This is a genomic window from Thermococcus sp. AM4 (genome assembly GCF_000151205.2).
Lineage (GTDB): Archaea > Methanobacteriota_B > Thermococci > Thermococcales > Thermococcaceae > Thermococcus.
Genome location: NC_016051.1, coordinates 1162411 through 1178417, shown reverse-complemented (window position 1 = coordinate 1178417; position 16007 = coordinate 1162411). Strand labels below are relative to the sequence as shown.

Below are 16007 nucleotides of genomic sequence, written 5' to 3'. Positions count from 1 at the left end.
ACCTCACTCCTTCAAGATGCCGTGCTCCTGCATGAACAGGTAGAGCTGCCTCTTGTTCTTGAACTGGCCGCCCTTGGCCCTGATGTAGAGCCTCCTGTAGGTGTGGGCGTCGAGCTTGCCCTCGGCCTTGAGCTTTCTAAGTTCCTTCCTGAGGGCCCTTATGGTCATCATCCAGCGCTCCTTCTTGCCCATCCTGGCGGTCTTCTTGCCCTTCCTGCTTCCGGGACCCCTGTGTCTTCCTTTCTTCCTCGCCTCGTGGAAGGCCCTCGCCCTGGCCCTGCTCTGGCCCTTGATGGGCTTCTTCTTGATGACGCCGTCGTGGATGAGCCTCTTTATGTCCTCCCTCGTTATTGCAGCGGCAACGTCATCAATCCTCTCGGGGTCGATCCAGATCCTGTTCTCACCGCACTTCAAAATCTCGGCGGCAATTCTTCTCTGCATCTTAAGCATGAGCATCACCTCGCGTTGAGGACCTTAATTCCGAGCTCCCTGGCCCTCGCGATTATCAGTTCTCTCTTCCTCGCGCCGACGGTTCCAGCTATCCTCGCTGCCTGCCTGGTCGGGTCTATTGCCTCGAGCTCCTTGACGTTGTGAACGAGGACTTCCTCGTAACCGCTCGGGTGAAGCCCGCGGACAGCTTTAGGTGAGCTCCAGCCTATGCTCGGTGAGCGGGGCTTGCCCTTCTTCTTGAGCCTCATCTTGCTGTCGATTCCCTTGGGCCTTCTCCACTTGGGGTCGTTCTTGAACTTCGGGAACCTCCACCACTCCTGACGGAGGAACTTGGGCTTCTTCCTCTTGAGCCTGGCCCTCACCCTAAGGAGTCTCGCCTTCTCGTCCATTTCTCACACCTCAGAACTTTATCGGCTTGCCAGCCTTCTCAACTATGTAAATACCATCCTGGAAGACACGCCTGTCCCACTTCGTTATCCTCGTGGCCTGCTCGATATTCGCGGCCGTCTGACCAACCTTCTCTTTGTCTATGCCCTCGACGGTTATCTCCTGACCGCGAACCTTTACCGTAACGCCCGGAAGGATCTTGGCCCTCCTCGGGTTCTTCTCACCGAGGAAGTTCTCGATGACGACCTCGTCGCCCTGGACTTTGACGGTGACCGGGAAGTGGCTGTAAACGACCTTGAGCTTGTAGGTGAAGCCCTCGGTGACGCCTTTAATCATGTTGGCTATGTGGGCCTTGAAGGTTCTGGCGATGGCGATGTCCTTCTTCTTCGGAAACTCCTTGTAAACAACGACCTTGCCGTCCTCGGTGAATATCTTAACGCCCGGGTACTTGAGCTCCCTCTCGAGCTCTCCCTTGGGCCCCTTGACCTTGACGGTGTTCCCCTCGACGGTGACCTCGACTCCCTCTGGGATCTCAACCTCTTCCCTTATCCACGCGTCTATCGGCATCGCTCTCACCTCAGTAGACGTAGGCTATCAGCCTTCCGCCGATGCCCCTCTCACGGGCCTCCTTGTGGGTCATAACGCCCTGGGAGGTCGAGACAATGAGGATTCCGAACTCGAAGGCCGGAAGGAACCTCTTCTCCCAGTACTCGTAGTTCCTCGCCTTGACAGGGAACCTCGGCTTAATCGCTCCCGCCTTGTTTATCTTGCCTATGAGCTGAACCCTGTAAATGCCTGCCCTTCCGTCGTCTATGAACTCGAACTCGCCGATGTAGCCGTTCTCCTGCATAACCCTGAGGACCTCGCCGATGAGCTTCGAGGCGGGCTTTATGTAGACTTCCTTCTTTCCAACCCTCTCGCTGTTGGTTATGTGGGAGAGAGCGTTCGCAAGTGGGTCAAGCAGAGTCATCTCCTCTCACCTCACTCATACTTCTTGAAGCCGAGCTTTGGAGCGACCTCGCGGAAGCAGTGCCTGCAGAGCATCAGGCCGTGGATCCTGATTATCGGGCCGTACTGGCCGCAGCGCATGCACCTTCTCGCTCCCTTACCAAACTTCCTCGGCTTCCTCTTGTTGTAATCGGCCTTCGCCATCTCACAATCCCTCCACGTTGACCTTGAACTCCTCAATAGCGAAGACTATACCCTCTTCCTTCGTCAGCTTGTGCTTGGCCGGTATCTTTCTCCTCTGCCTCTTCCTCTTGGCGACCCTAAAGCCGGGCCTCTCAAGGGTGACGCAGACGTCCATACCGAAGATACCTATCTCGGGGTCGTACTCGACGCCCGGTATGTTGATGTGCTCCTGGATTCCAAAGCAGAAGTTCCCGTGCTCGTCGAAGTTGCCGACGCTGAGCTTCCTGTCAACGGCCTCCAAAAGTCTGTCGAGCATCTCGTAGGCCTTCTTGCCGCGGAGTGTAACTTTGACCGCTATCGGCTCACCGCGCCTGATTCCGAAGTCCCTGTTGGTCTGCTTCGCGCGCCTCCTTATCGGCTTCTGGCCGACGAGCTGCTCGAGCATCTTTTCGGCCTTGGTTAAGCGCTCACCGCTCTCGCCGACGCCGATGTTTATGGTAAGCTTAGCTATCCTCGGCCTCCTCATAGGGTGAGCTTCCCAGTCTGCAAGGATAGCCTCTCTGTTGATCTGCATCTCATCTCACCTCACGGAAGGGAAATCTCCGGCTTCTCCTTACCAACGACGAAGGCGTACTCCTTCAGGGTGTCGAACTTCTCCCCGCTCTCGTCCTCGATGGTGACGACGTCGGGCCAGCCCATCGGGAAGTGCCTGACCTCGACGATCCTTCCCTTTCTGGCGACGTTCTTACCCTGGGTAACGAAGACGTAGGCACCGACCTCGAAGGGTATGACCTCGACGATCTCCCTCTCTGGCACCTTCATGATGATCGTGTACGATGTCTTGAAGCTGTCCTTCTCGGCGAGGCTCACGAGGTGGTTGCTCCCGTCGTGGAGGTTGAGCTGAACTTTAGCCCCCTTGACCATCCTCTTGTTGTTGATCCTGAAGGGCTTGAGCTTTGCCTCTTCCTCGCTTATCGGGTGGAGTATGAGCTTGCCGATCCTGTTGGGCAGAACGCGGTAGTGCTCGCCGGTCTCGGGGATTGAGACGACGTCCATGATTCCAACCGGGAACTTGTAGTCCTTCCTAACGCGACCGTCAACGAGGATCTTGCCCTCGTTGAGGATCTTCCTCGCCTCTCTAGCGGTCTTTGCGTAGCCCAGGTAGTCCCTGACTATGTAGAGGAGCGGAATCGACGTCTGCATGTTGTGCGGGCCCGGACTCGGGCGAACGGCCCACTTGTAGGCCTTCCTGTGAATGTACCAGGAAGTTGGAGCGGCAAGTCTCTTAAGGTGCCTCTTCGCGCCTTTCCTCGCCATCAGCCAGCCCTCCTCTCGATTATCTTCTTCCTCTCCTCATCATCGAGGTTGAGCTCGATTATCATAACGTTCGACGGGTGGAGCGGGTAGAAAACCTCGGTCCCGTCGGTTTTGGTCATGGTGACTCCCTCAACGTGGATCCTGTACCTCTTGAGGTCGACCTCGACGACCTTCCCTTCCTTGCCCTTGAAGTCGCCGCGCATGACCTTTACCTTGTCCCCCTCCCTGATCGGAAGGTTCCTGACGCCGTACTTCTCGCGGAGCTCCTCGCTGAGGGTCGCGCTCATTATCTTCTGCCTCAGGTGAAGGGGAGCGTTGTAGAGGAACTTCCTCTGCTTTCTCGGCTGCTTCATGTCAAGCTTCATAACTCTCACCTCACAAAACTATGCTCGCTATGCTGCCGAGCCTTACCCACCGCTCGGCGGCTTCTCTAGCTATGGCACCCCTGATCTCGGTTCCCCTCGGGACGCCTTCGGGAGTTACTATAGCGGCTGCGTTGTCCTCGAACTTGACGCGCATGCCGTCGAGCCTTCTGTACTCCTTCCTCTGCCTGACGACAACCGCTCTAACGACCTGGTGCCTTATGTCAGGCCTTCCCTTCTTGACGGTCGCAACGACCATGTCCCCAACGCCAGCGGAGGCAAGCCTCCTCCTGGTTCCCTTGTAGCCAACGACGCCGATTATCTGGATGACCTTGGCACCGCTGTTGTCGGCGACCTTGAGGTAGGCCCCCACCGGAAGAGCGCGAGTTGGCCTGACGGGGCTAACTCCCCTGGTCGCACCGGCACCCTTCTTGGCCATACCTCACACCCCCTCCGCTCTCTCGGCCCTCTCAAGGACCGCAACGACGACGAAGCTCTTCGTCTTGCTTATCGGCCTGGTCTCGGCTATGAGGACCTTGTCGCCGGTTTTTGCGTTGATGCACTCCGGGTTGTGGGCGTGGACCTTGCTCCTCCTGAGCTCGTAACGCTCGTATTTCTTGAGGTACTTGTAGTGCCTCCTCTCGACGACGACCGTCTTCTTGCCCTTGTCGCTGACGACTATACCCTCGAAGTATCTCCCGTGGATTTTGAGGTTCCCGTGCCAGGGGCACTTGGGATCGTTACACACCTCAGCGGGAGGCTGAACCCTCAATCCGATCTCTCTCATTTCCGCCACCTCTTCTTCAACCTCATCTCAGGTCTTCCCACCAGGTTCCTTCCATCAACTCTAACCCTTTCGCCGGCGGCCGTTTCAAACTCGATCTCGACCACGTCCTTAGGAACGGTCCAGACCCTATCTCCAACTATTGTGAGAGTGTTACGGGTTTCATCAAGGACGTAGCCCTCGATGCCGACCAGCTCTGGATGAGATGCCCTTATAATCTTTGCTTTGAGGCCTATGAGTTCGTGCCAGAGTATGTTTTTCCGCGTCACTCGACCTCTATGAGCTCCTCGGAAAATCCAAGGTCTGCGAGCAACTTCCTGATACGGTCCCTGTGGTCGCCCTGGAGCTCTATCCTTCCCTTCTTTACGGTTCCGCCGCATGCCAGCTTCGCCTTCAGCTTCTTTGCTATCTCCTCGAGATCGAACTCCTTCTCGTCTATGCCCTCGATTATGGTCTTAAGCTTTCCGTAGCGGGCCCTCTCGATGTAGACCCTAATCCTCTGCTGCTCCTTGAGTACCTCCTTAAAGAGCATCTCATCCAGAGGGTTCACAATCCTCGGCACCTAACCTCACCTTTTCTCCCTAAGCTTCTCCTTCTTTATGGTAAGCAGGCGCGCAATGTCGCGCCTGAGGTTCCTTATTACCATGGGGTTCTCGGTGGAGGTCCCCATGGTGAGCATACCCCTCTCTTTGGCGAGCTCGAGGCGGAGCTGCCTTATCTTCTCATCTATCTCCTCAATGGTCATCTCCCTAATCTCACTGGGCTTCATTGGTGCTCACCTCTTCCTCGACTATCTCCTTGACCTCGATCTCATCAGGCAACCTGGCCTCGGGCGGCATTATGGCGACCTTAACGCCTATGACGCCGAGCTTGAGCAGGGCCTGAGCGTAGCCCTTGCTGACGAGGGTCTCGGCCGGGTTGCCGACCTTGGCAAGGTAGCCCTGATAAAACCTGACGCTTTTCGCTCTTTCGCCGGTGAGCTTTCCGCTCAAGCGAATCTCAACACCCCTCGCTCCGTTCCTCATGATGGCCCTGATCGCTGAGTAAGCTGCCCTCCTGAAGTGGATTCCCCTCTCGAGGGCCTGGGCAAGCCTTACCGCCTGAACCTTGGCGTTGAGGTAGGGGTTCTTGATCTCTTCGACCTCGATCTGGGGGTTCTCAAGGCCGAACTGCCTCTCAAGGATTCTGGTGAGCTCTCTTATTCTCCTTCCACCCCTTCCGATGACGTAGCCGGGGCTCGCTGCAAAGATTATAACCTTGGTTCCGAGGGGGGTCTTCTTGATGTCTATTCCACCGTAGCCCGCTCTCCTGAGTTCCTTCTCAAGGTACTCGTCGATGAGCATCTCCTTAACGCCTTCCTTGATGAAGTACCTCTCGATTGCCAAAGGTCTCACCTCCTAATCTCCTCGACGACTATCTCTATGTGGGTGGTCTGCTCGTTGAAGGGCGTGGCCCTTCCGAAGGCCCTCGGGATGTAGCCCCTGAGGACCGGACCCCTGTGAGCTGCCGCGTGGATTATCTTGAGCCTGTCAACGTCGAGGCCCTTCTGCTCGGCGTTGTTCTTGGCGTTGAGGAGTATCTTCTTGACGGCCTTGGCGACCTTGACCGGATAGCGACCGGGACCGAAGCCCTTGCCCGGCTTGTGCCCCTGGCTGTCGTTGAAGCGCTTCATGGGAACGGGCCTTCTCTTTGCTATGACGTCGTCGAGGTAGCGAAGGGCGTCGTTGAGCATCATGCCCCTTATCTCCCTGAGGAGCTCGACGCTGTGCTTGGGGGAAATCCTGAGGTCTCTTCCGCTCGCTCTGGCCATCCTCTCGGGGTCAAAATTTTGGAATGAGTAGGAAAACCTGCCCCTGCTCATCTATACCACCTCACTTGACCGCCACGAACATCGAGGACCTGGTAGCTCCGACACCCGGTGAGCCGTGCTGGACTATCTTCCTCGTGAGGGCGAACTCACCGAGGTAGTGGCCGATCATCTCGGGCTTTATCTCGATTGGCACGAACTCCTTGCCGTTGTAGACGTGAATCGTAATCCCGACCATCTCGGGGAGGACTATCATGTCCCTGCTGTGCGTCCTTATCGGCTTGCTGTACTTGCCCTTCTTGGCGAGCCTGATCTTCCTGAGGAGCTTCTTCTGCTCCGGGGAAAGGCCGCGCTTGAGGCTCCTCCTCTGCCTGCTCGGGAGGAGCTTGGCGAACTCCTCAAGGGACATGTTGAGCAGTTCATCGAGCGTGTAACCCCTATACCTAAACTCCTTCTTTCTCGCCATCTTCACTTCCTCCTACCCGTTCTTCTCGCGGCTATGTGACCGACCTTCCTTCCGGGCGGGGCTCTACGGGAAACGGTGCTCGGCCTGCCGATGTGGTGCTCCTTACCACCGTGCGGGTGGTTGACGGCGTTCATCTTGACACCCCTCGGCTTGGGCCAGAACCTGTTGCGAGCTTTGGCGATGTAGTAGGCCTTACCGGCCTTGACTATTGGCTTCTCAAGCCTTCCACCGCCGGCGACGACGCCTATGGTTGCCCTGCACTCGGGCTTGAACTGCTTGAGCTCACCGCTCGGAAGCTGAACGATGACCTTCTCCTTCTCCCTTGAAACCACGAGGGCGTATGTTCCGCCCGCTCTGACGTACTTTCCACCGTCGCCGGGAACGCCCTCGATGTTGTAGACGTAGGTTCCCTCGGGTATCTTGGAGAGCGGAAGGGTGTTGCCTATCGCCACAGGAGCCTCTGGCCCGATGTAGATTTCCTGGCCGACGAGGACCCCTTCCGGAGCGAGGATGAGCTTCTTGGTTCCGTCCTCGAACTTAACGCGAGCTACCGGGGCAGTCCTTCCGGGATCGTGGAGGATCTCCTCGACGACTCCCCTGAGGGTCTTCTCCTTCACGACGTTGAGAGGAACGTACTTAACGGCTCCCCTATAGCGGTGGGAGGGAGCGCGAAATGTTGTGGTTCCCTTACCCCTCCTCTGCTGTATGAGACTCTTTCCCATCTCACATCACCTCAGAACAATCCCAACCTTGCGGCTATCTCACTCGCGTTGTATTCGGGCTTGAGCTTGACGTAGGCCTTTTTCTCTCCCTTCATTGTTATGAGGGTGTTGACCTTCTCGACTTTAACGTTGAACATCTCTTCCACGGCCCTCTTGATGTCCGCCTTGGTTGCCTTTCTGTCCACTATGAAGGTGAGCTTGTTCTCCTTCTCGATGAGCGAAACGGCCTTTTCGGTAACGAGCGGCCTTATGATAACCTTATAGGGGTCCATCTCTCATCACCCGTAGATCTCCCTAAGCCTCTCTATAGCGCCCTTAGTCCAGACCGTAAGCCTTCCCGGGTGTGTTCCGGGCGCGAGAAGCTCAACGCCGAGGTTGTCAACGGTAACCACATCAACGCCCGGGTGGTTCCTCGCTCCCTGGACTATTCCCTCGTTCTTGGCAACGACGATGAGCGGGCCTTTGGCCTTCTTATACCTCCTTCCGCGCATCTTGCCCTTTCCGGCCCTTATCTTGGTGTTCCTCTTGGCCCTCTCGATGTCGTCCCATATTCCGAGCTTCTTGAATATCTCCCTGGTCTGGGCGGTCTTGAAGACCTTCTCAAGGTCGTCAACGACGACCAGCGGGAAGGCCGGAACGTTGTCGGTGACGTGTCCCCTCGCCTTCACGAGGTCCGGGTTGGCGGTTGCGGCTATGGCGCTCATTATAGCCAGTCTGCGCTCCTTCTTGTTGATGTCCTCCCAGATTATCTTCTCGACCTTCGGCGGGTGGGTTCTCCTTCCACCGCGAGCGAAGGGAACAAACGCTGCGAACCTCGGCGGGGTCTTTATCCTCTCAACCCTCGCCATTCCGTGGCCCTTACCGATGTTCTCGGTAACGCGTCTCTTTCCAGCGAGCGGGTCCCTTCCCTGGGGCTGTATCCTGTGGGTCCAGGAAGCGATGACAGCCCTCCTGATGAGGTCGGGCCTGAAGGGAGTGCTGAACACCTTGGGGAGCTCTATCTCCTCAACGGGCTCGCCTTCGAGGTTGAAGACCTTAACCTTCATTTATCTCACCTCACTGCTTGGACTCCCTACTGACGTAGGTTATCTGGGGCCTCTCAACGGGCGGCTTCTTCTTGGGCGGCCTTATGGCGGGTCTAACGCGGATTATCCTCTTGAAGGCTCCGGGAACGCTACCCTCAATCATGAGGAAGTCGCTCCTTATCACACCGTAGTGCGGGAAGCCGCCCTTCGGGGTTATCTCGATCTCGTTGCCGTTAAGGATGAGCTTTCCGTTCTCGCCTATCGCTATGAGCCTCTTGTTGAACTCGGTCCTGTGGTGGAAGCCCATCTGACCGGCCTGCGGGACGGTCCACATAACGCGAGCCGGGTGCCACGGACCGAGGTTTCCAACGTGCCTGCCCTTTCCAGCCCTCTGGGCCTTGTGGAACTGGACCTTGATTCCCCAGCGCTTGACCGGGCCCTGGGTTCCCTTACCCTTGGTGACTGCTATGACGTCGAGGAGCTCTCCCTCATGAAGAACCTCGCTCGCGCGGAGCTCCTTGCCTATCTTCTCCTTGGCGTAGTCGAACTTGGCCTTGACGTCGTCGCCACCGATGGCGTACTCCATAACCTCGGGCTTCTTCTTGAGCTTGATGAGCCAGGGCTGGGTGTGGACGAGAAGCCTGACGTCGACAATCTCACCGTCGTTGACGAGGTCCTCGAGCTGACCGAGCTTGGCCTTGAAGTCCTCTTCGCCGTAGTTCTTCGGCAGGGTCTTTATGCGCCTCTTGACGTTGTCGTTGAGCTCGTGGAACCAGACCTCCGTAGCGGTCTCAAGGCCAAGGTAGCCCTGCTTGTAGGCCCTGATTCCGTAGACGAAGAGAGGCGGAACCTCAACTATGGTCACGGGCACGAATATCTCCTTGCCCTTGGTGAGCCCGGGGCTGTCGTCTATCATGAGGATGTGGGTCATTCCGGCCTTGTAGCCAGCAAAGCCCAGCATCCTGACCTCACTGTCCTTTGGCCACTTCTTGATTCTCGGGACTACACTCCTAGCCCTTTTTCTCGGGCTGAAGGCGAGTGAACCTCTCCTTGGTCTGTGAACCTTTCCCATCTCAATCCCTCCTCATGAGATTGAATATCGCCAGCGTGGCGAGGAGCGCCTCCTCGGTGCGGACGGTTTTAGTTTTCTGATTTGGAATCGTGTTGAGCACGAAGTCGAACTCGTACTCTCCGCCGAGGAGCTCCATGACGCCTTTCCTCGGCGAGCCAAAGGCGATACCAACCTCCCCTTCGAGCGGGGGAAGGTTGACCTTTCTCACGTCGCGACCCTTCCTCGAGGTCGCGATTGCCAAATCCAGGTGAGCCTTTTTAAGTGTTTTCGCCAGGGGCTTCCCGCTCAGGTGAACTTTGTACCCCCAGTATTCAACCGGCTTCGTCGGGACGACCTTGAGGGGCCTCGTTGACACGATTCTGAACGTTGCCCTGCCTTCGACGTTCCCCTCAACGATGGCCAGCTCGTCGAGCCCGATGTCCGCGTAGATTTTCCTCCCCTTCCGGAAGGCGTAGCCCTCGCGGATTTCCCCGACCTTTGGTTTTCCCTTGAGCTTGTGATGTGGCGTCCTGAGCGGGGGGACGACGCCCACATAGCGGAGCTCGGGCATCAGGGGAAACAGCCTCTTCCTGAGGTACTGCGGTGTCTCCATGTACTCAAGGACCGTTTTTATGAACTTCCCGTCCCTTCCGCCTGCCCTGTAAATCCAGATGTGCTCGACGCCGAAGATTGCGCAGGCCCTTGCAACCTGCCCAACCTTGTACGTCCGGATTTTCGGGTCGTCGGTTTCCTCAAGGAGGGAATCGGGAATGAAGACGTGCCAGGCCATATTTCGCCCCCACTGTCCTCCCTAACCCCAACACGCTGAAGGGAGCTTATGGAGACTATTTAAAAGACTTTCGAACCCTGCAACCCTTTTTCGTGTTTGGTGGTATGCAACTTTTTTGCAACGAACCAGCGATCCAAGCTCGCCGGTGGTCATCAGTAGATTCTGCCGAGGATCTGTCCTTCAACCTCCGGATCGCTCAGAAGAACCAGAACGAGGGCCGAAAGGAAGAAGAGTGTCGCGCCCTGGGGCAGAACGCCGAGCATCATCCAGAGTATCGAGAATATAAGATCGACGAAGGATAGATACTTTCCGAATCCTATGCTCCATTCTTCCCCCCTCTGGACACCCCATCCGAGGAGGGCGTGGATCCCACCGACTAGAGTGGCCCCAACCACCTGGAGGGTGTAGCCGGCGGAGAGAACCCCTATGCCGATGAAGTAGAGGGCCATGGCGTAAAAGGAAACCACGACGGCCGTTTTTGGCCGGGGGATGAGCTTCACACTACCACCTCACAGCTTTCCGGCCATCATTAAAATACCTATTATGATGAAGAGTGCCCCGGCCCCCCTGTGTATTACCTCCTGCGGCAAAAGCTCACCCAGCTTCTCGCCCGCAACGGCCCCTAGGAGGTTGATGAGTGCAAGGCCGATTATCGCCCCGGCAAAGGCCTTTTTCCACCCGTACTTGGTCGCAAAGGCCATCGTCGCCAGCTGGGTTTTGTCACCGAGCTCCGCCAGAAAGACCATCACGGAAATGTAAATCAGAGGGTCCAAGGGGCTCACCTCACAGCTTTTCAAGGGCCCCCTTCATTCTCTCCATCGCCTCTATCAGCTGCTCCTTCTTCGTTGCGTAGCTTATCCTGACCCATCCCTCGCCGTGTTTTCCAAAGGCAGTCCCTGGAATAACCACGACACCCGCGTTCTCCAGGAGCCACTCGGCAAAGTCCTCGCTGCTCATGTCCAGCTCTGGATCGATCTTCGCCCACACGTAAAAGGCCCCCTTCGGCCTGAAGGGCTCTATGTGCGGCATCTCGTTCAGGTAGCGGAGGACAAGCTTTCTCCTCTCTGCGTAGATCTTTCTCATGTTCTCGACGGCCTCCCAGCTTCTCCTGTCCCTCAGGGCTGTTATGCCCGCGATCTGGATGAAGGAGGTAACGTTCCCGATAACGTACGCGTGGAGCTTTATCATGTCCTTGATAACCTGGGGTGGGGCTATGGCGAAGCCGAGACGCCAGCCGGTCATGGCGAAGGTCTTGGAGAAGCTGTTGGCGAGGATTGTGTTGTACGGGGCGTACTTTATCATCGGATAGTGCTTGGCCCCTTCGTAGAGAAAGTGCTCGTACGGTTCGTCGCTGAGTATGTATATGTTGTAGTCTTCCGCTATCTGGGCTATCGCCTTTGCGGTTTCCTTGTCGAGGGTCGCGCCCGTCGGGTTGTTGGGGTAGTTCATGACTATCATTCTCGTGCGCTTTGTGATCAGCTCGACCAGCTCATCGGGATCGATTCTAAACCTGTTCTCCTCGCGCAGGGGAATGCGGATTATTCCCGCCTCGGCTATCTTTGCGTCCTCAACATAGCAGACGAACGCGGGATCCGGGATTATAACGTCGTCTCCCTCCTCGAGGAGGGACTCGAAGGCGAGATACGTCGCCTCGTAGGCGCCGGCGGTGACTATGATGCTGTCAATATCAACGTCTATCTTATAGAACTCGCGGTAGTACTCGGCTATAGCCTCCCTGAACTCGGGAATGCCCGCGTTGGGGGTGTAGTGGGTGTAGCCCTCATCAAGGGCCCTCTTGGCGGCCTCCTTTATGACATCTGGAGTGTCAAAATCGGGCTCACCGATTCCCAGAGAGATGACGTTTTCCATCTTCCTTGCCTTTTCGAAGAGCTCCCTAATCTTAGATCTCTGTATGAGGTTGATCCTGCCAGCCATGAAGTATTTTCTTCTTTTGTATTTCATGGAGATATCACCCCGGCATTCGAACTCGAAGGGGGCCCCTTATAAAGTTTAAGGGGTTCCGCTTATAGGGCCTCCACCAGTGCGGATTTCTCCATCAGGGGTTTTAGCTCCCCGGGATCGCAGTGAACTGGCTCGGCTTTTCTCAACCCCAGCTCCTGGAGTTTTGACTCCAGGTGACCATTCCCAAACACGACAAGGTAGTTGAGACCCACCTTAACGCCGTTCTCCCTGATCGCGTCCTTTATCTGCAACCTGCCCGAGAGCCTGAGAAGCAGCTCTCCTCCGAGGGTTTTTGCGTGGTTCGTTCCCCTCTCAAAAGCCCTCACTGTCAGTAAGGCAGCATACACAACGGCCTCGTAGCAGGGGGCGCTGACGATCTGGACGTTTCCCCCGATTAGGGGGATCACCTCCTCAACGTCCTCAACTTCCACCGCCGTTATTTCGAACTCCTTCATCTTCCTCCCCCTTCGGCCTACTGCTTCCCGCTTATAACGGTTGTCGTGTCCGGCTGTGGACATCCAAAACATTTGTTGTATACAATCAATTTTTCAAAACTTTTTTGAGATTTTTAATACGCTAATATTATTAACAAGGCGCAAAGTATTTAACTACTTAAAGCACTAACTAAAGTAGCGACCCACTGCCATGGGTGGTACAGCGTATGACAAAGATGCGCATCATAAGCGTTCAAGTGCCCCAGAGCTTTGTCAACGCCATGGATCAGCTCGTTAGACGCGGTGTTTATCCCAACAGGAGCGAAGTCATCAGAGCAGCACTCAGAGAATTCCTCAAAAAAGAAATGAGCACTAAGCTGCAAGGGGACGAGGTTCCTGAATATGTAATTAAATAACTCCGGAGAGGGGGTAAGGAATATGGTGTTTAAGCTCCTGGAGCAGGCCGGAATAAAACTGGACCTTGATGAGGGCAAGGAAGTGGAGAAAAAAGCGGACTTTTTTGGCGAGGATTTTGACGATTTCATAAAGATAGCAATCGTTGGTGTTGGCGGTTCGGGTAACAACACGATAACCAGGCTCTACGAGCTGGGTGTTGAGGGCGCCGAGCTTATAGCCATGAACACCGACGCCCAGCACCTGGCGAGGGTGAAGGCCCACAAAAAGCTCCTCCTCGGAAGGGAGATAACCCACGGAAAGGGTTCGGGCGGAGACCCGAGAATAGGCTACAAAGCCGCCGAAGCGAGCGCCCACGAGATAGCGAAAACCGTCGGTGACGTCGATCTTGTCTTCATAACCGCCGGAATGGGCAACGGAACAGGTACCGGTGCCGCTCCAGTCGTTGCAAAGGTTATAAAGGAGCACGCCAGGAACAGCGGGCGCTTCCGCGAGCCCCTTGTTGTTAGCGTCGTGACGTTCCCCTTCAAGACCGAAGGTACCGTTCGCCTCGAAAAGGCCCGCGCCGGAATCAAGGCTCTCCTTCAGTACTCGGACACTGTGATAATCATCGAGAACGACAAGCTCCTCAAACTCGTGCCGAACCTGCCGATAAGCGCCGCCTTCAGGTTTGCCGACGAGATAATAGCCAGGATGGTCAAGGGAATAACCGAAACGATAAAGCTCCCTTCCATGGTTAACATCGACTTCGCGGACGTTTACAGCGTCATGAAGGATGGGGGCGCTGCTCTCATAGGTATAGGCGAGAGCGACTCCAAGAAGAGGGCGGTGGAAGCGGTAAAAGCTGCCCTTGAGAACAAGATGCTCGACGTTAAGTTCGGCAGCGGCAACAAGGCACTCGTCCACTTCACCGTTGGCCCGGACGTGAACCTCGGCGAGATCAACGAGGCCATGGAGGTAGTTTACAACAACCTCGGGGCCAAGTCCGAGATCAAGTGGGGTGCCCGCGTTGATGAGGACATGGGCAAAGTGGTAAGGGCAATGGTGATAATGACGGGCGTTGAGAGTCCGCACATCCTCGGCGGTGAGACCGCGTTGACGACTAAATCCGACTCGGTCGTTATCCCTGAACCCGAACCGTTCCCATTCGCCGAGAAATCAAAGTCCTCAAAGGATCTCTACGCCATAATCGCGGGTAAGGACAAGTCCGTTGCCAAGGCCGACGACGGGTACAAAAAGCGCATTGAACAGATACTCTCCGGCATCGACGAGTTGTGATCACCTCTTTTATTTAATTGCATAAGGTTTTTATCTTTTGAATTCCAAACCTGACCGGTTAAACTTAGAGAGCGGGTGGTAGTATGGCCGTTGTAATCAGCGTGGCCAACCAGAAGGGAGGAGTTGGAAAGACGACCCTCACCATGAACCTCGGCTACGGCCTCGCGAGGGCCGGTAGGAAGGTTCTTCTCATCGACGTTGACCCGCAGTTCAACCTGACCTTCGGTTTAATCGGCATGGACGTCCTCAAGTACGAGAACAACAACGTTGGGACCCTTATGAGCAGGGAGAGCAGCGTTGAGGATGCCATAGTAGAGGTAACGCCGAACCTCCACCTCATACCCAGCCACCTCAACCTTTCCGCCAAGGAGATAGAGATCATAAACGCCTACAACCGTGAAAGACGCCTCGTGAAGGCGATAGCACCGGTTCTGCCCGATTACGACTACGTTTTGATAGACAATCCCCCGAGCATGGGCATCTTTCTCGTGAACTCCCTCACAGCCTCGGACTACGTGCTCATCCCGCTGGAGCTCAGCTACTTCGGTGTCATCGGGATGCAGCTCATGTTCAACCTCATGGCTATGATAAGGGAGGAAACGAACGAAAACCTGACTCTGATGGGCCTGGTCCCCAACAAGTTCACACGCCAGACCAAGGTGCCCCAGATGAGGCTCAAGGAACTCAAGGAAGCGTATCCTGACGCGCCCATACTAACGACGATCCCCAAGGCGATAGCCCTAGAGAAAGCCCAGGGGGAGGGCCTGAGCATATTTGATTATGAGCCCGACGGGCGTGCGGCCCGGGCCTTTGAGAAGCTGACCGAAGAGGTGATCTCAATTGCCGAGGGAGAGTAAGATTCCCAAACTGTTTTCCGGTTCAGTTGATGACCTAACGAAACCTTCTAAGCCCAAGAAGCAGAAGGAGAGGGCGGATCTCAAATCCCAGAAGAAGCAGAAGACCCTCTACATAAGCCTCGATATAAACCGAAAGCTGATAGAGCTCTATGGGGAAGAGGGAAGGAGGCAGAGCATAATAGTTGAAGACGCTGTCAACCTCTACTACTACCTCCGCCTCGCACTCGGAGAGAAGAAATTTGAGGAGCTCATGAGTGCGGTTAGAAGGGAGGACCCGGACTTCCTCAGGGAGTACATGGAGAAGTTCCGGCTTTAATCACTCGCAGAACTCTTCGACTATTCTCCTTATTATTTTAGTGGTCTTCGCCCGGTCGTCCTTGTAGAGGTATGGAACCCTTATCACCTCGGCCTCTATCCCGTGCCTCCTCAGCTCCTCCTTGAGCTTCTCGCAGTTGAAGTTCTGGTCCGGGCCGATTGCTATCACGTCCGGGTTTATGCGCTTCACGAGCTCGAAGTCTATCCCGCCGGGAGAGCCGATGTAAACCTCGTCCACGTATTTTATCGCCTTCAGCAGTTCCGCCCTGTCCTCGGCCGGATTGATTGGATTCCTCCGCTTGTTCCTCCTAACGGTCTCGTCGTGGGCGACTATGACTATAAGCTCGTCGCCAAGCTCTTTCGCCTGCTTCAAAAAGTGAATGTGACCGACGTGGAGGATATCGAAGACCCCACCGGCTAAAACGCGAATTCTCCGGCCTTTAGATTCCCCCATC

30 protein-coding genes are annotated in these 16007 nt (G+C 55.8%); 4 read left to right on the top strand and 26 right to left on the bottom strand.

The features are described 5' to 3' along the window. Window positions 1-3: 3 nt before the first annotated feature. From TAM4_RS06365 to cgi121, 25 genes are all read right to left on the bottom strand, one after another. Window positions 4-456 (bottom strand): 50S ribosomal protein L19e, encoded by a 453-nt coding sequence (locus TAM4_RS06365; RefSeq protein ID WP_193386074.1) that lies wholly within the window; start codon window positions 454-456, stop codon window positions 4-6. Further along, window positions 456-839, bottom strand: a complete 384-nt coding sequence (locus TAM4_RS06360) for a 50S ribosomal protein L32e (protein ID WP_014122423.1) — start codon at window positions 837-839, stop codon at window positions 456-458. The genes TAM4_RS06365 and TAM4_RS06360 overlap by 1 nt, the downstream gene beginning before the upstream one ends. Window positions 840-849: 10 nt before the next feature. Then, window positions 850-1404 carry a 50S ribosomal protein L6 gene (locus tag TAM4_RS06355; RefSeq protein WP_014122422.1) on the bottom strand — a complete coding sequence of 185 codons (555 nt, stop codon included), beginning with the start codon at window positions 1402-1404 and terminating at the stop codon, window positions 850-852. A 10-nt stretch (window positions 1405-1414) separates the two neighbouring features. Beyond that, window positions 1415-1807 (bottom strand): 30S ribosomal protein S8, encoded by a 393-nt coding sequence (locus TAM4_RS06350; protein ID WP_014122421.1) that lies wholly within the window; start codon window positions 1805-1807, stop codon window positions 1415-1417. Between the two features lie 11 nt (window positions 1808-1818). Further along, a complete protein-coding gene (locus TAM4_RS06345) occupies window positions 1819-1989 on the bottom strand; it encodes a 30S ribosomal protein S14 (protein ID WP_011250478.1) in 171 nt (56 codons plus the stop codon). 1 nt (window position 1990) lies between these two features. Then, window positions 1991-2542: a 50S ribosomal protein L5 gene (locus TAM4_RS06340; RefSeq protein ID WP_014122420.1), complete on the bottom strand. Its 552-nt coding sequence runs from the start codon at window positions 2540-2542 to the stop codon at window positions 1991-1993. An 11-nt stretch (window positions 2543-2553) separates the two neighbouring features. Further along, entirely contained in the window at window positions 2554-3285 is a 732-nt protein-coding gene (locus tag TAM4_RS06335) for a 30S ribosomal protein S4e (protein WP_014122419.1), read from the bottom strand. Continuing rightward, a complete protein-coding gene (gene rplX / locus TAM4_RS06330) occupies window positions 3285-3650 on the bottom strand; it encodes a 50S ribosomal protein L24 (protein ID WP_014122418.1) in 366 nt (121 codons plus the stop codon). Before rplX ends, TAM4_RS06335 begins: the two co-directional genes overlap by 1 nt. A gap of 10 nt (window positions 3651-3660) precedes the next feature. Further along, complete coding sequence (locus TAM4_RS06325; RefSeq protein WP_014122417.1) at window positions 3661-4086, bottom strand: 50S ribosomal protein L14; 426 nt, start codon at window positions 4084-4086, stop codon at window positions 3661-3663. A gap of 3 nt (window positions 4087-4089) precedes the next feature. Continuing rightward, entirely contained in the window at window positions 4090-4434 is a 345-nt protein-coding gene (locus TAM4_RS06320) for a 30S ribosomal protein S17 (RefSeq protein ID WP_014122416.1), read from the bottom strand. Then, a complete protein-coding gene (locus TAM4_RS06315) occupies window positions 4431-4811 on the bottom strand; it encodes a ribonuclease P protein component 1 (protein WP_193386073.1) in 381 nt (126 codons plus the stop codon). Before TAM4_RS06315 ends, TAM4_RS06320 begins: the two co-directional genes overlap by 4 nt. Next, complete coding sequence (yciH, locus tag TAM4_RS06310; RefSeq protein WP_237702132.1) at window positions 4697-4963, bottom strand: stress response translation initiation inhibitor YciH; 267 nt, start codon at window positions 4961-4963, stop codon at window positions 4697-4699. The genes TAM4_RS06315 and yciH overlap by 115 nt, the downstream gene beginning before the upstream one ends. A gap of 36 nt (window positions 4964-4999) precedes the next feature. Beyond that, window positions 5000-5200: a 50S ribosomal protein L29 gene (gene rpmC / locus TAM4_RS06305; protein ID WP_014122413.1), complete on the bottom strand. Its 201-nt coding sequence runs from the start codon at window positions 5198-5200 to the stop codon at window positions 5000-5002. After that, a complete protein-coding gene (locus tag TAM4_RS06300) occupies window positions 5187-5816 on the bottom strand; it encodes a 30S ribosomal protein S3 (RefSeq protein WP_014122412.1) in 630 nt (209 codons plus the stop codon). The genes rpmC and TAM4_RS06300 overlap by 14 nt, the downstream gene beginning before the upstream one ends. A gap of 5 nt (window positions 5817-5821) precedes the next feature. Next, the gene (gene rplV / locus TAM4_RS06295; RefSeq protein WP_014122411.1) at window positions 5822-6292 is read right to left on the bottom strand and encodes a 50S ribosomal protein L22; all 471 of its coding nucleotides are present in this window, start codon (window positions 6290-6292) and stop codon (window positions 5822-5824) included. A 10-nt stretch (window positions 6293-6302) separates the two neighbouring features. Beyond that, window positions 6303-6704: a 30S ribosomal protein S19 gene (locus tag TAM4_RS06290; protein WP_014122410.1), complete on the bottom strand. Its 402-nt coding sequence runs from the start codon at window positions 6702-6704 to the stop codon at window positions 6303-6305. 2 nt (window positions 6705-6706) lie between these two features. Beyond that, the gene (locus TAM4_RS06285) at window positions 6707-7426 is read right to left on the bottom strand and encodes a 50S ribosomal protein L2 (protein WP_014122409.1); all 720 of its coding nucleotides are present in this window, start codon (window positions 7424-7426) and stop codon (window positions 6707-6709) included. Window positions 7427-7437: 11 nt separating this feature from the next. Beyond that, on the bottom strand, window positions 7438-7698 hold the full coding sequence (locus TAM4_RS06280) for a 50S ribosomal protein L23 (protein ID WP_014122408.1): 261 nt from the start codon (window positions 7696-7698) through the stop codon (window positions 7438-7440). A gap of 6 nt (window positions 7699-7704) precedes the next feature. Beyond that, window positions 7705-8472, bottom strand: coding sequence for a 50S ribosomal protein L4 (gene rpl4p / locus TAM4_RS06275; RefSeq protein WP_014122407.1), 768 nt, complete (start codon window positions 8470-8472; stop codon window positions 7705-7707). Between the two features lie 10 nt (window positions 8473-8482). After that, on the bottom strand, window positions 8483-9523 hold the full coding sequence (locus TAM4_RS06270; RefSeq protein WP_014122406.1) for a 50S ribosomal protein L3: 1041 nt from the start codon (window positions 9521-9523) through the stop codon (window positions 8483-8485). Between the two features lies 1 nt (window position 9524). After that, window positions 9525-10292, bottom strand: coding sequence for a putative RNA uridine N3 methyltransferase (locus TAM4_RS06265; RefSeq protein ID WP_014122405.1), 768 nt, complete (start codon window positions 10290-10292; stop codon window positions 9525-9527). Window positions 10293-10444: 152 nt separating this feature from the next. Further along, complete coding sequence (locus tag TAM4_RS06260) at window positions 10445-10792, bottom strand: hypothetical protein (RefSeq protein ID WP_014122404.1); 348 nt, start codon at window positions 10790-10792, stop codon at window positions 10445-10447. 9 nt (window positions 10793-10801) lie between these two features. After that, a complete protein-coding gene (locus TAM4_RS06255) occupies window positions 10802-11065 on the bottom strand; it encodes a TMEM165/GDT1 family protein (RefSeq protein WP_014122403.1) in 264 nt (87 codons plus the stop codon). 10 nt (window positions 11066-11075) lie between these two features. Continuing rightward, on the bottom strand, window positions 11076-12254 hold the full coding sequence (locus TAM4_RS06250; RefSeq protein WP_014122402.1) for a pyridoxal phosphate-dependent aminotransferase: 1179 nt from the start codon (window positions 12252-12254) through the stop codon (window positions 11076-11078). 62 nt (window positions 12255-12316) lie between these two features. Beyond that, window positions 12317-12709 carry a KEOPS complex subunit Cgi121 gene (gene cgi121, locus TAM4_RS06245; protein ID WP_014122401.1) on the bottom strand — a complete coding sequence of 131 codons (393 nt, stop codon included), beginning with the start codon at window positions 12707-12709 and terminating at the stop codon, window positions 12317-12319. A gap of 206 nt (window positions 12710-12915) precedes the next feature. Between cgi121 and TAM4_RS06240 the strand changes: the two genes are divergently transcribed. The 4 genes from TAM4_RS06240 (at window position 12916) to TAM4_RS06225 (ending at window position 15553) form a co-directional block, all read left to right on the top strand. Beyond that, window positions 12916-13104, top strand: a complete 189-nt coding sequence (locus TAM4_RS06240) for a ribbon-helix-helix domain-containing protein (RefSeq protein ID WP_014122400.1) — start codon at window positions 12916-12918, stop codon at window positions 13102-13104. A gap of 22 nt (window positions 13105-13126) precedes the next feature. Continuing rightward, the gene (ftsZ, locus tag TAM4_RS06235; RefSeq protein WP_014122399.1) at window positions 13127-14380 is read left to right on the top strand and encodes a cell division protein FtsZ; all 1254 of its coding nucleotides are present in this window, start codon (window positions 13127-13129) and stop codon (window positions 14378-14380) included. Between the two features lie 83 nt (window positions 14381-14463). Continuing rightward, window positions 14464-15237, top strand: coding sequence for a ParA family protein (locus TAM4_RS06230; protein WP_014122398.1), 774 nt, complete (start codon window positions 14464-14466; stop codon window positions 15235-15237). After that, window positions 15221-15553, top strand: a complete 333-nt coding sequence (locus TAM4_RS06225; RefSeq protein WP_014122397.1) for a hypothetical protein — start codon at window positions 15221-15223, stop codon at window positions 15551-15553. The genes TAM4_RS06230 and TAM4_RS06225 overlap by 17 nt, the downstream gene beginning before the upstream one ends. Here TAM4_RS06225 and TAM4_RS06220 read toward each other — a convergent pair whose 3' ends face one another. Beyond that, window positions 15554-16006 carry an adenylyltransferase/cytidyltransferase family protein gene (locus TAM4_RS06220; RefSeq protein ID WP_014122396.1) on the bottom strand — a complete coding sequence of 151 codons (453 nt, stop codon included), beginning with the start codon at window positions 16004-16006 and terminating at the stop codon, window positions 15554-15556. Window position 16007: the final 1 nt, after the last annotated feature.

Excerpts from the sequence above, each read along its gene's own strand:
- TAM4_RS06350 (WP_014122421.1), bottom strand. The coding sequence starts at position 1,807 with ATGACTCTGCTTGACCCACTTGCGAACGCTCTCTCCCACATAACCAAC.
- TAM4_RS06320 (WP_014122416.1), bottom strand. The coding sequence starts at position 4,434 with ATGAGAGAGATCGGATTGAGGGTTCAGCCTCCCGCTGAGGTGTGTAAC.
- yciH (WP_237702132.1), bottom strand. The coding sequence starts at position 4,963 with ATGCTCTTTAAGGAGGTACTCAAGGAGCAGCAGAGGATTAGGGTCTAC.
- TAM4_RS06230 (WP_014122398.1), top strand. The coding sequence starts at position 14,464 with ATGGCCGTTGTAATCAGCGTGGCCAACCAGAAGGGAGGAGTTGGAAAG.
- rplV (WP_014122411.1), bottom strand. The coding sequence starts at position 6,292 with ATGAGCAGGGGCAGGTTTTCCTACTCATTCCAAAATTTTGACCCCGAG.
- TAM4_RS06280 (WP_014122408.1), bottom strand. The coding sequence starts at position 7,698 with ATGGACCCCTATAAGGTTATCATAAGGCCGCTCGTTACCGAAAAGGCC.
- TAM4_RS06345 (WP_011250478.1), bottom strand. The coding sequence starts at position 1,989 with ATGGCGAAGGCCGATTACAACAAGAGGAAGCCGAGGAAGTTTGGTAAG.
- TAM4_RS06250 (WP_014122402.1), bottom strand. The coding sequence starts at position 12,254 with ATGAAATACAAAAGAAGAAAATACTTCATGGCTGGCAGGATCAACCTC.
- cgi121 (WP_014122401.1), bottom strand. The coding sequence starts at position 12,709 with ATGAAGGAGTTCGAAATAACGGCGGTGGAAGTTGAGGACGTTGAGGAG.
- TAM4_RS06340 (WP_014122420.1), bottom strand. The coding sequence starts at position 2,542 with ATGCAGATCAACAGAGAGGCTATCCTTGCAGACTGGGAAGCTCACCCT.
- rpl4p (WP_014122407.1), bottom strand. The coding sequence starts at position 8,472 with ATGAAGGTTAAGGTCTTCAACCTCGAAGGCGAGCCCGTTGAGGAGATA.
- TAM4_RS06265 (WP_014122405.1), bottom strand. The coding sequence starts at position 10,292 with ATGGCCTGGCACGTCTTCATTCCCGATTCCCTCCTTGAGGAAACCGAC.
- TAM4_RS06220 (WP_014122396.1), bottom strand. The coding sequence starts at position 16,006 with ATGGGGGAATCTAAAGGCCGGAGAATTCGCGTTTTAGCCGGTGGGGTC.
- TAM4_RS06365 (WP_193386074.1), bottom strand. The coding sequence starts at position 456 with ATGCTCATGCTTAAGATGCAGAGAAGAATTGCCGCCGAGATTTTGAAG.
- rpmC (WP_014122413.1), bottom strand. The coding sequence starts at position 5,200 with ATGAAGCCCAGTGAGATTAGGGAGATGACCATTGAGGAGATAGATGAG.
- TAM4_RS06360 (WP_014122423.1), bottom strand. The coding sequence starts at position 839 with ATGGACGAGAAGGCGAGACTCCTTAGGGTGAGGGCCAGGCTCAAGAGG.
- TAM4_RS06325 (WP_014122417.1), bottom strand. The coding sequence starts at position 4,086 with ATGGCCAAGAAGGGTGCCGGTGCGACCAGGGGAGTTAGCCCCGTCAGG.
- TAM4_RS06355 (WP_014122422.1), bottom strand. The coding sequence starts at position 1,404 with ATGCCGATAGACGCGTGGATAAGGGAAGAGGTTGAGATCCCAGAGGGA.
- ftsZ (WP_014122399.1), top strand. The coding sequence starts at position 13,127 with ATGGTGTTTAAGCTCCTGGAGCAGGCCGGAATAAAACTGGACCTTGAT.
- TAM4_RS06270 (WP_014122406.1), bottom strand. The coding sequence starts at position 9,523 with ATGGGAAAGGTTCACAGACCAAGGAGAGGTTCACTCGCCTTCAGCCCG.
- TAM4_RS06285 (WP_014122409.1), bottom strand. The coding sequence starts at position 7,426 with ATGGGAAAGAGTCTCATACAGCAGAGGAGGGGTAAGGGAACCACAACA.
- TAM4_RS06335 (WP_014122419.1), bottom strand. The coding sequence starts at position 3,285 with ATGGCGAGGAAAGGCGCGAAGAGGCACCTTAAGAGACTTGCCGCTCCA.
- TAM4_RS06240 (WP_014122400.1), top strand. The coding sequence starts at position 12,916 with ATGACAAAGATGCGCATCATAAGCGTTCAAGTGCCCCAGAGCTTTGTC.
- TAM4_RS06290 (WP_014122410.1), bottom strand. The coding sequence starts at position 6,704 with ATGGCGAGAAAGAAGGAGTTTAGGTATAGGGGTTACACGCTCGATGAA.
- TAM4_RS06315 (WP_193386073.1), bottom strand. The coding sequence starts at position 4,811 with ATGCGGCGGAACCGTAAAGAAGGGAAGGATAGAGCTCCAGGGCGACCA.
- rplX (WP_014122418.1), bottom strand. The coding sequence starts at position 3,650 with ATGAAGCTTGACATGAAGCAGCCGAGAAAGCAGAGGAAGTTCCTCTAC.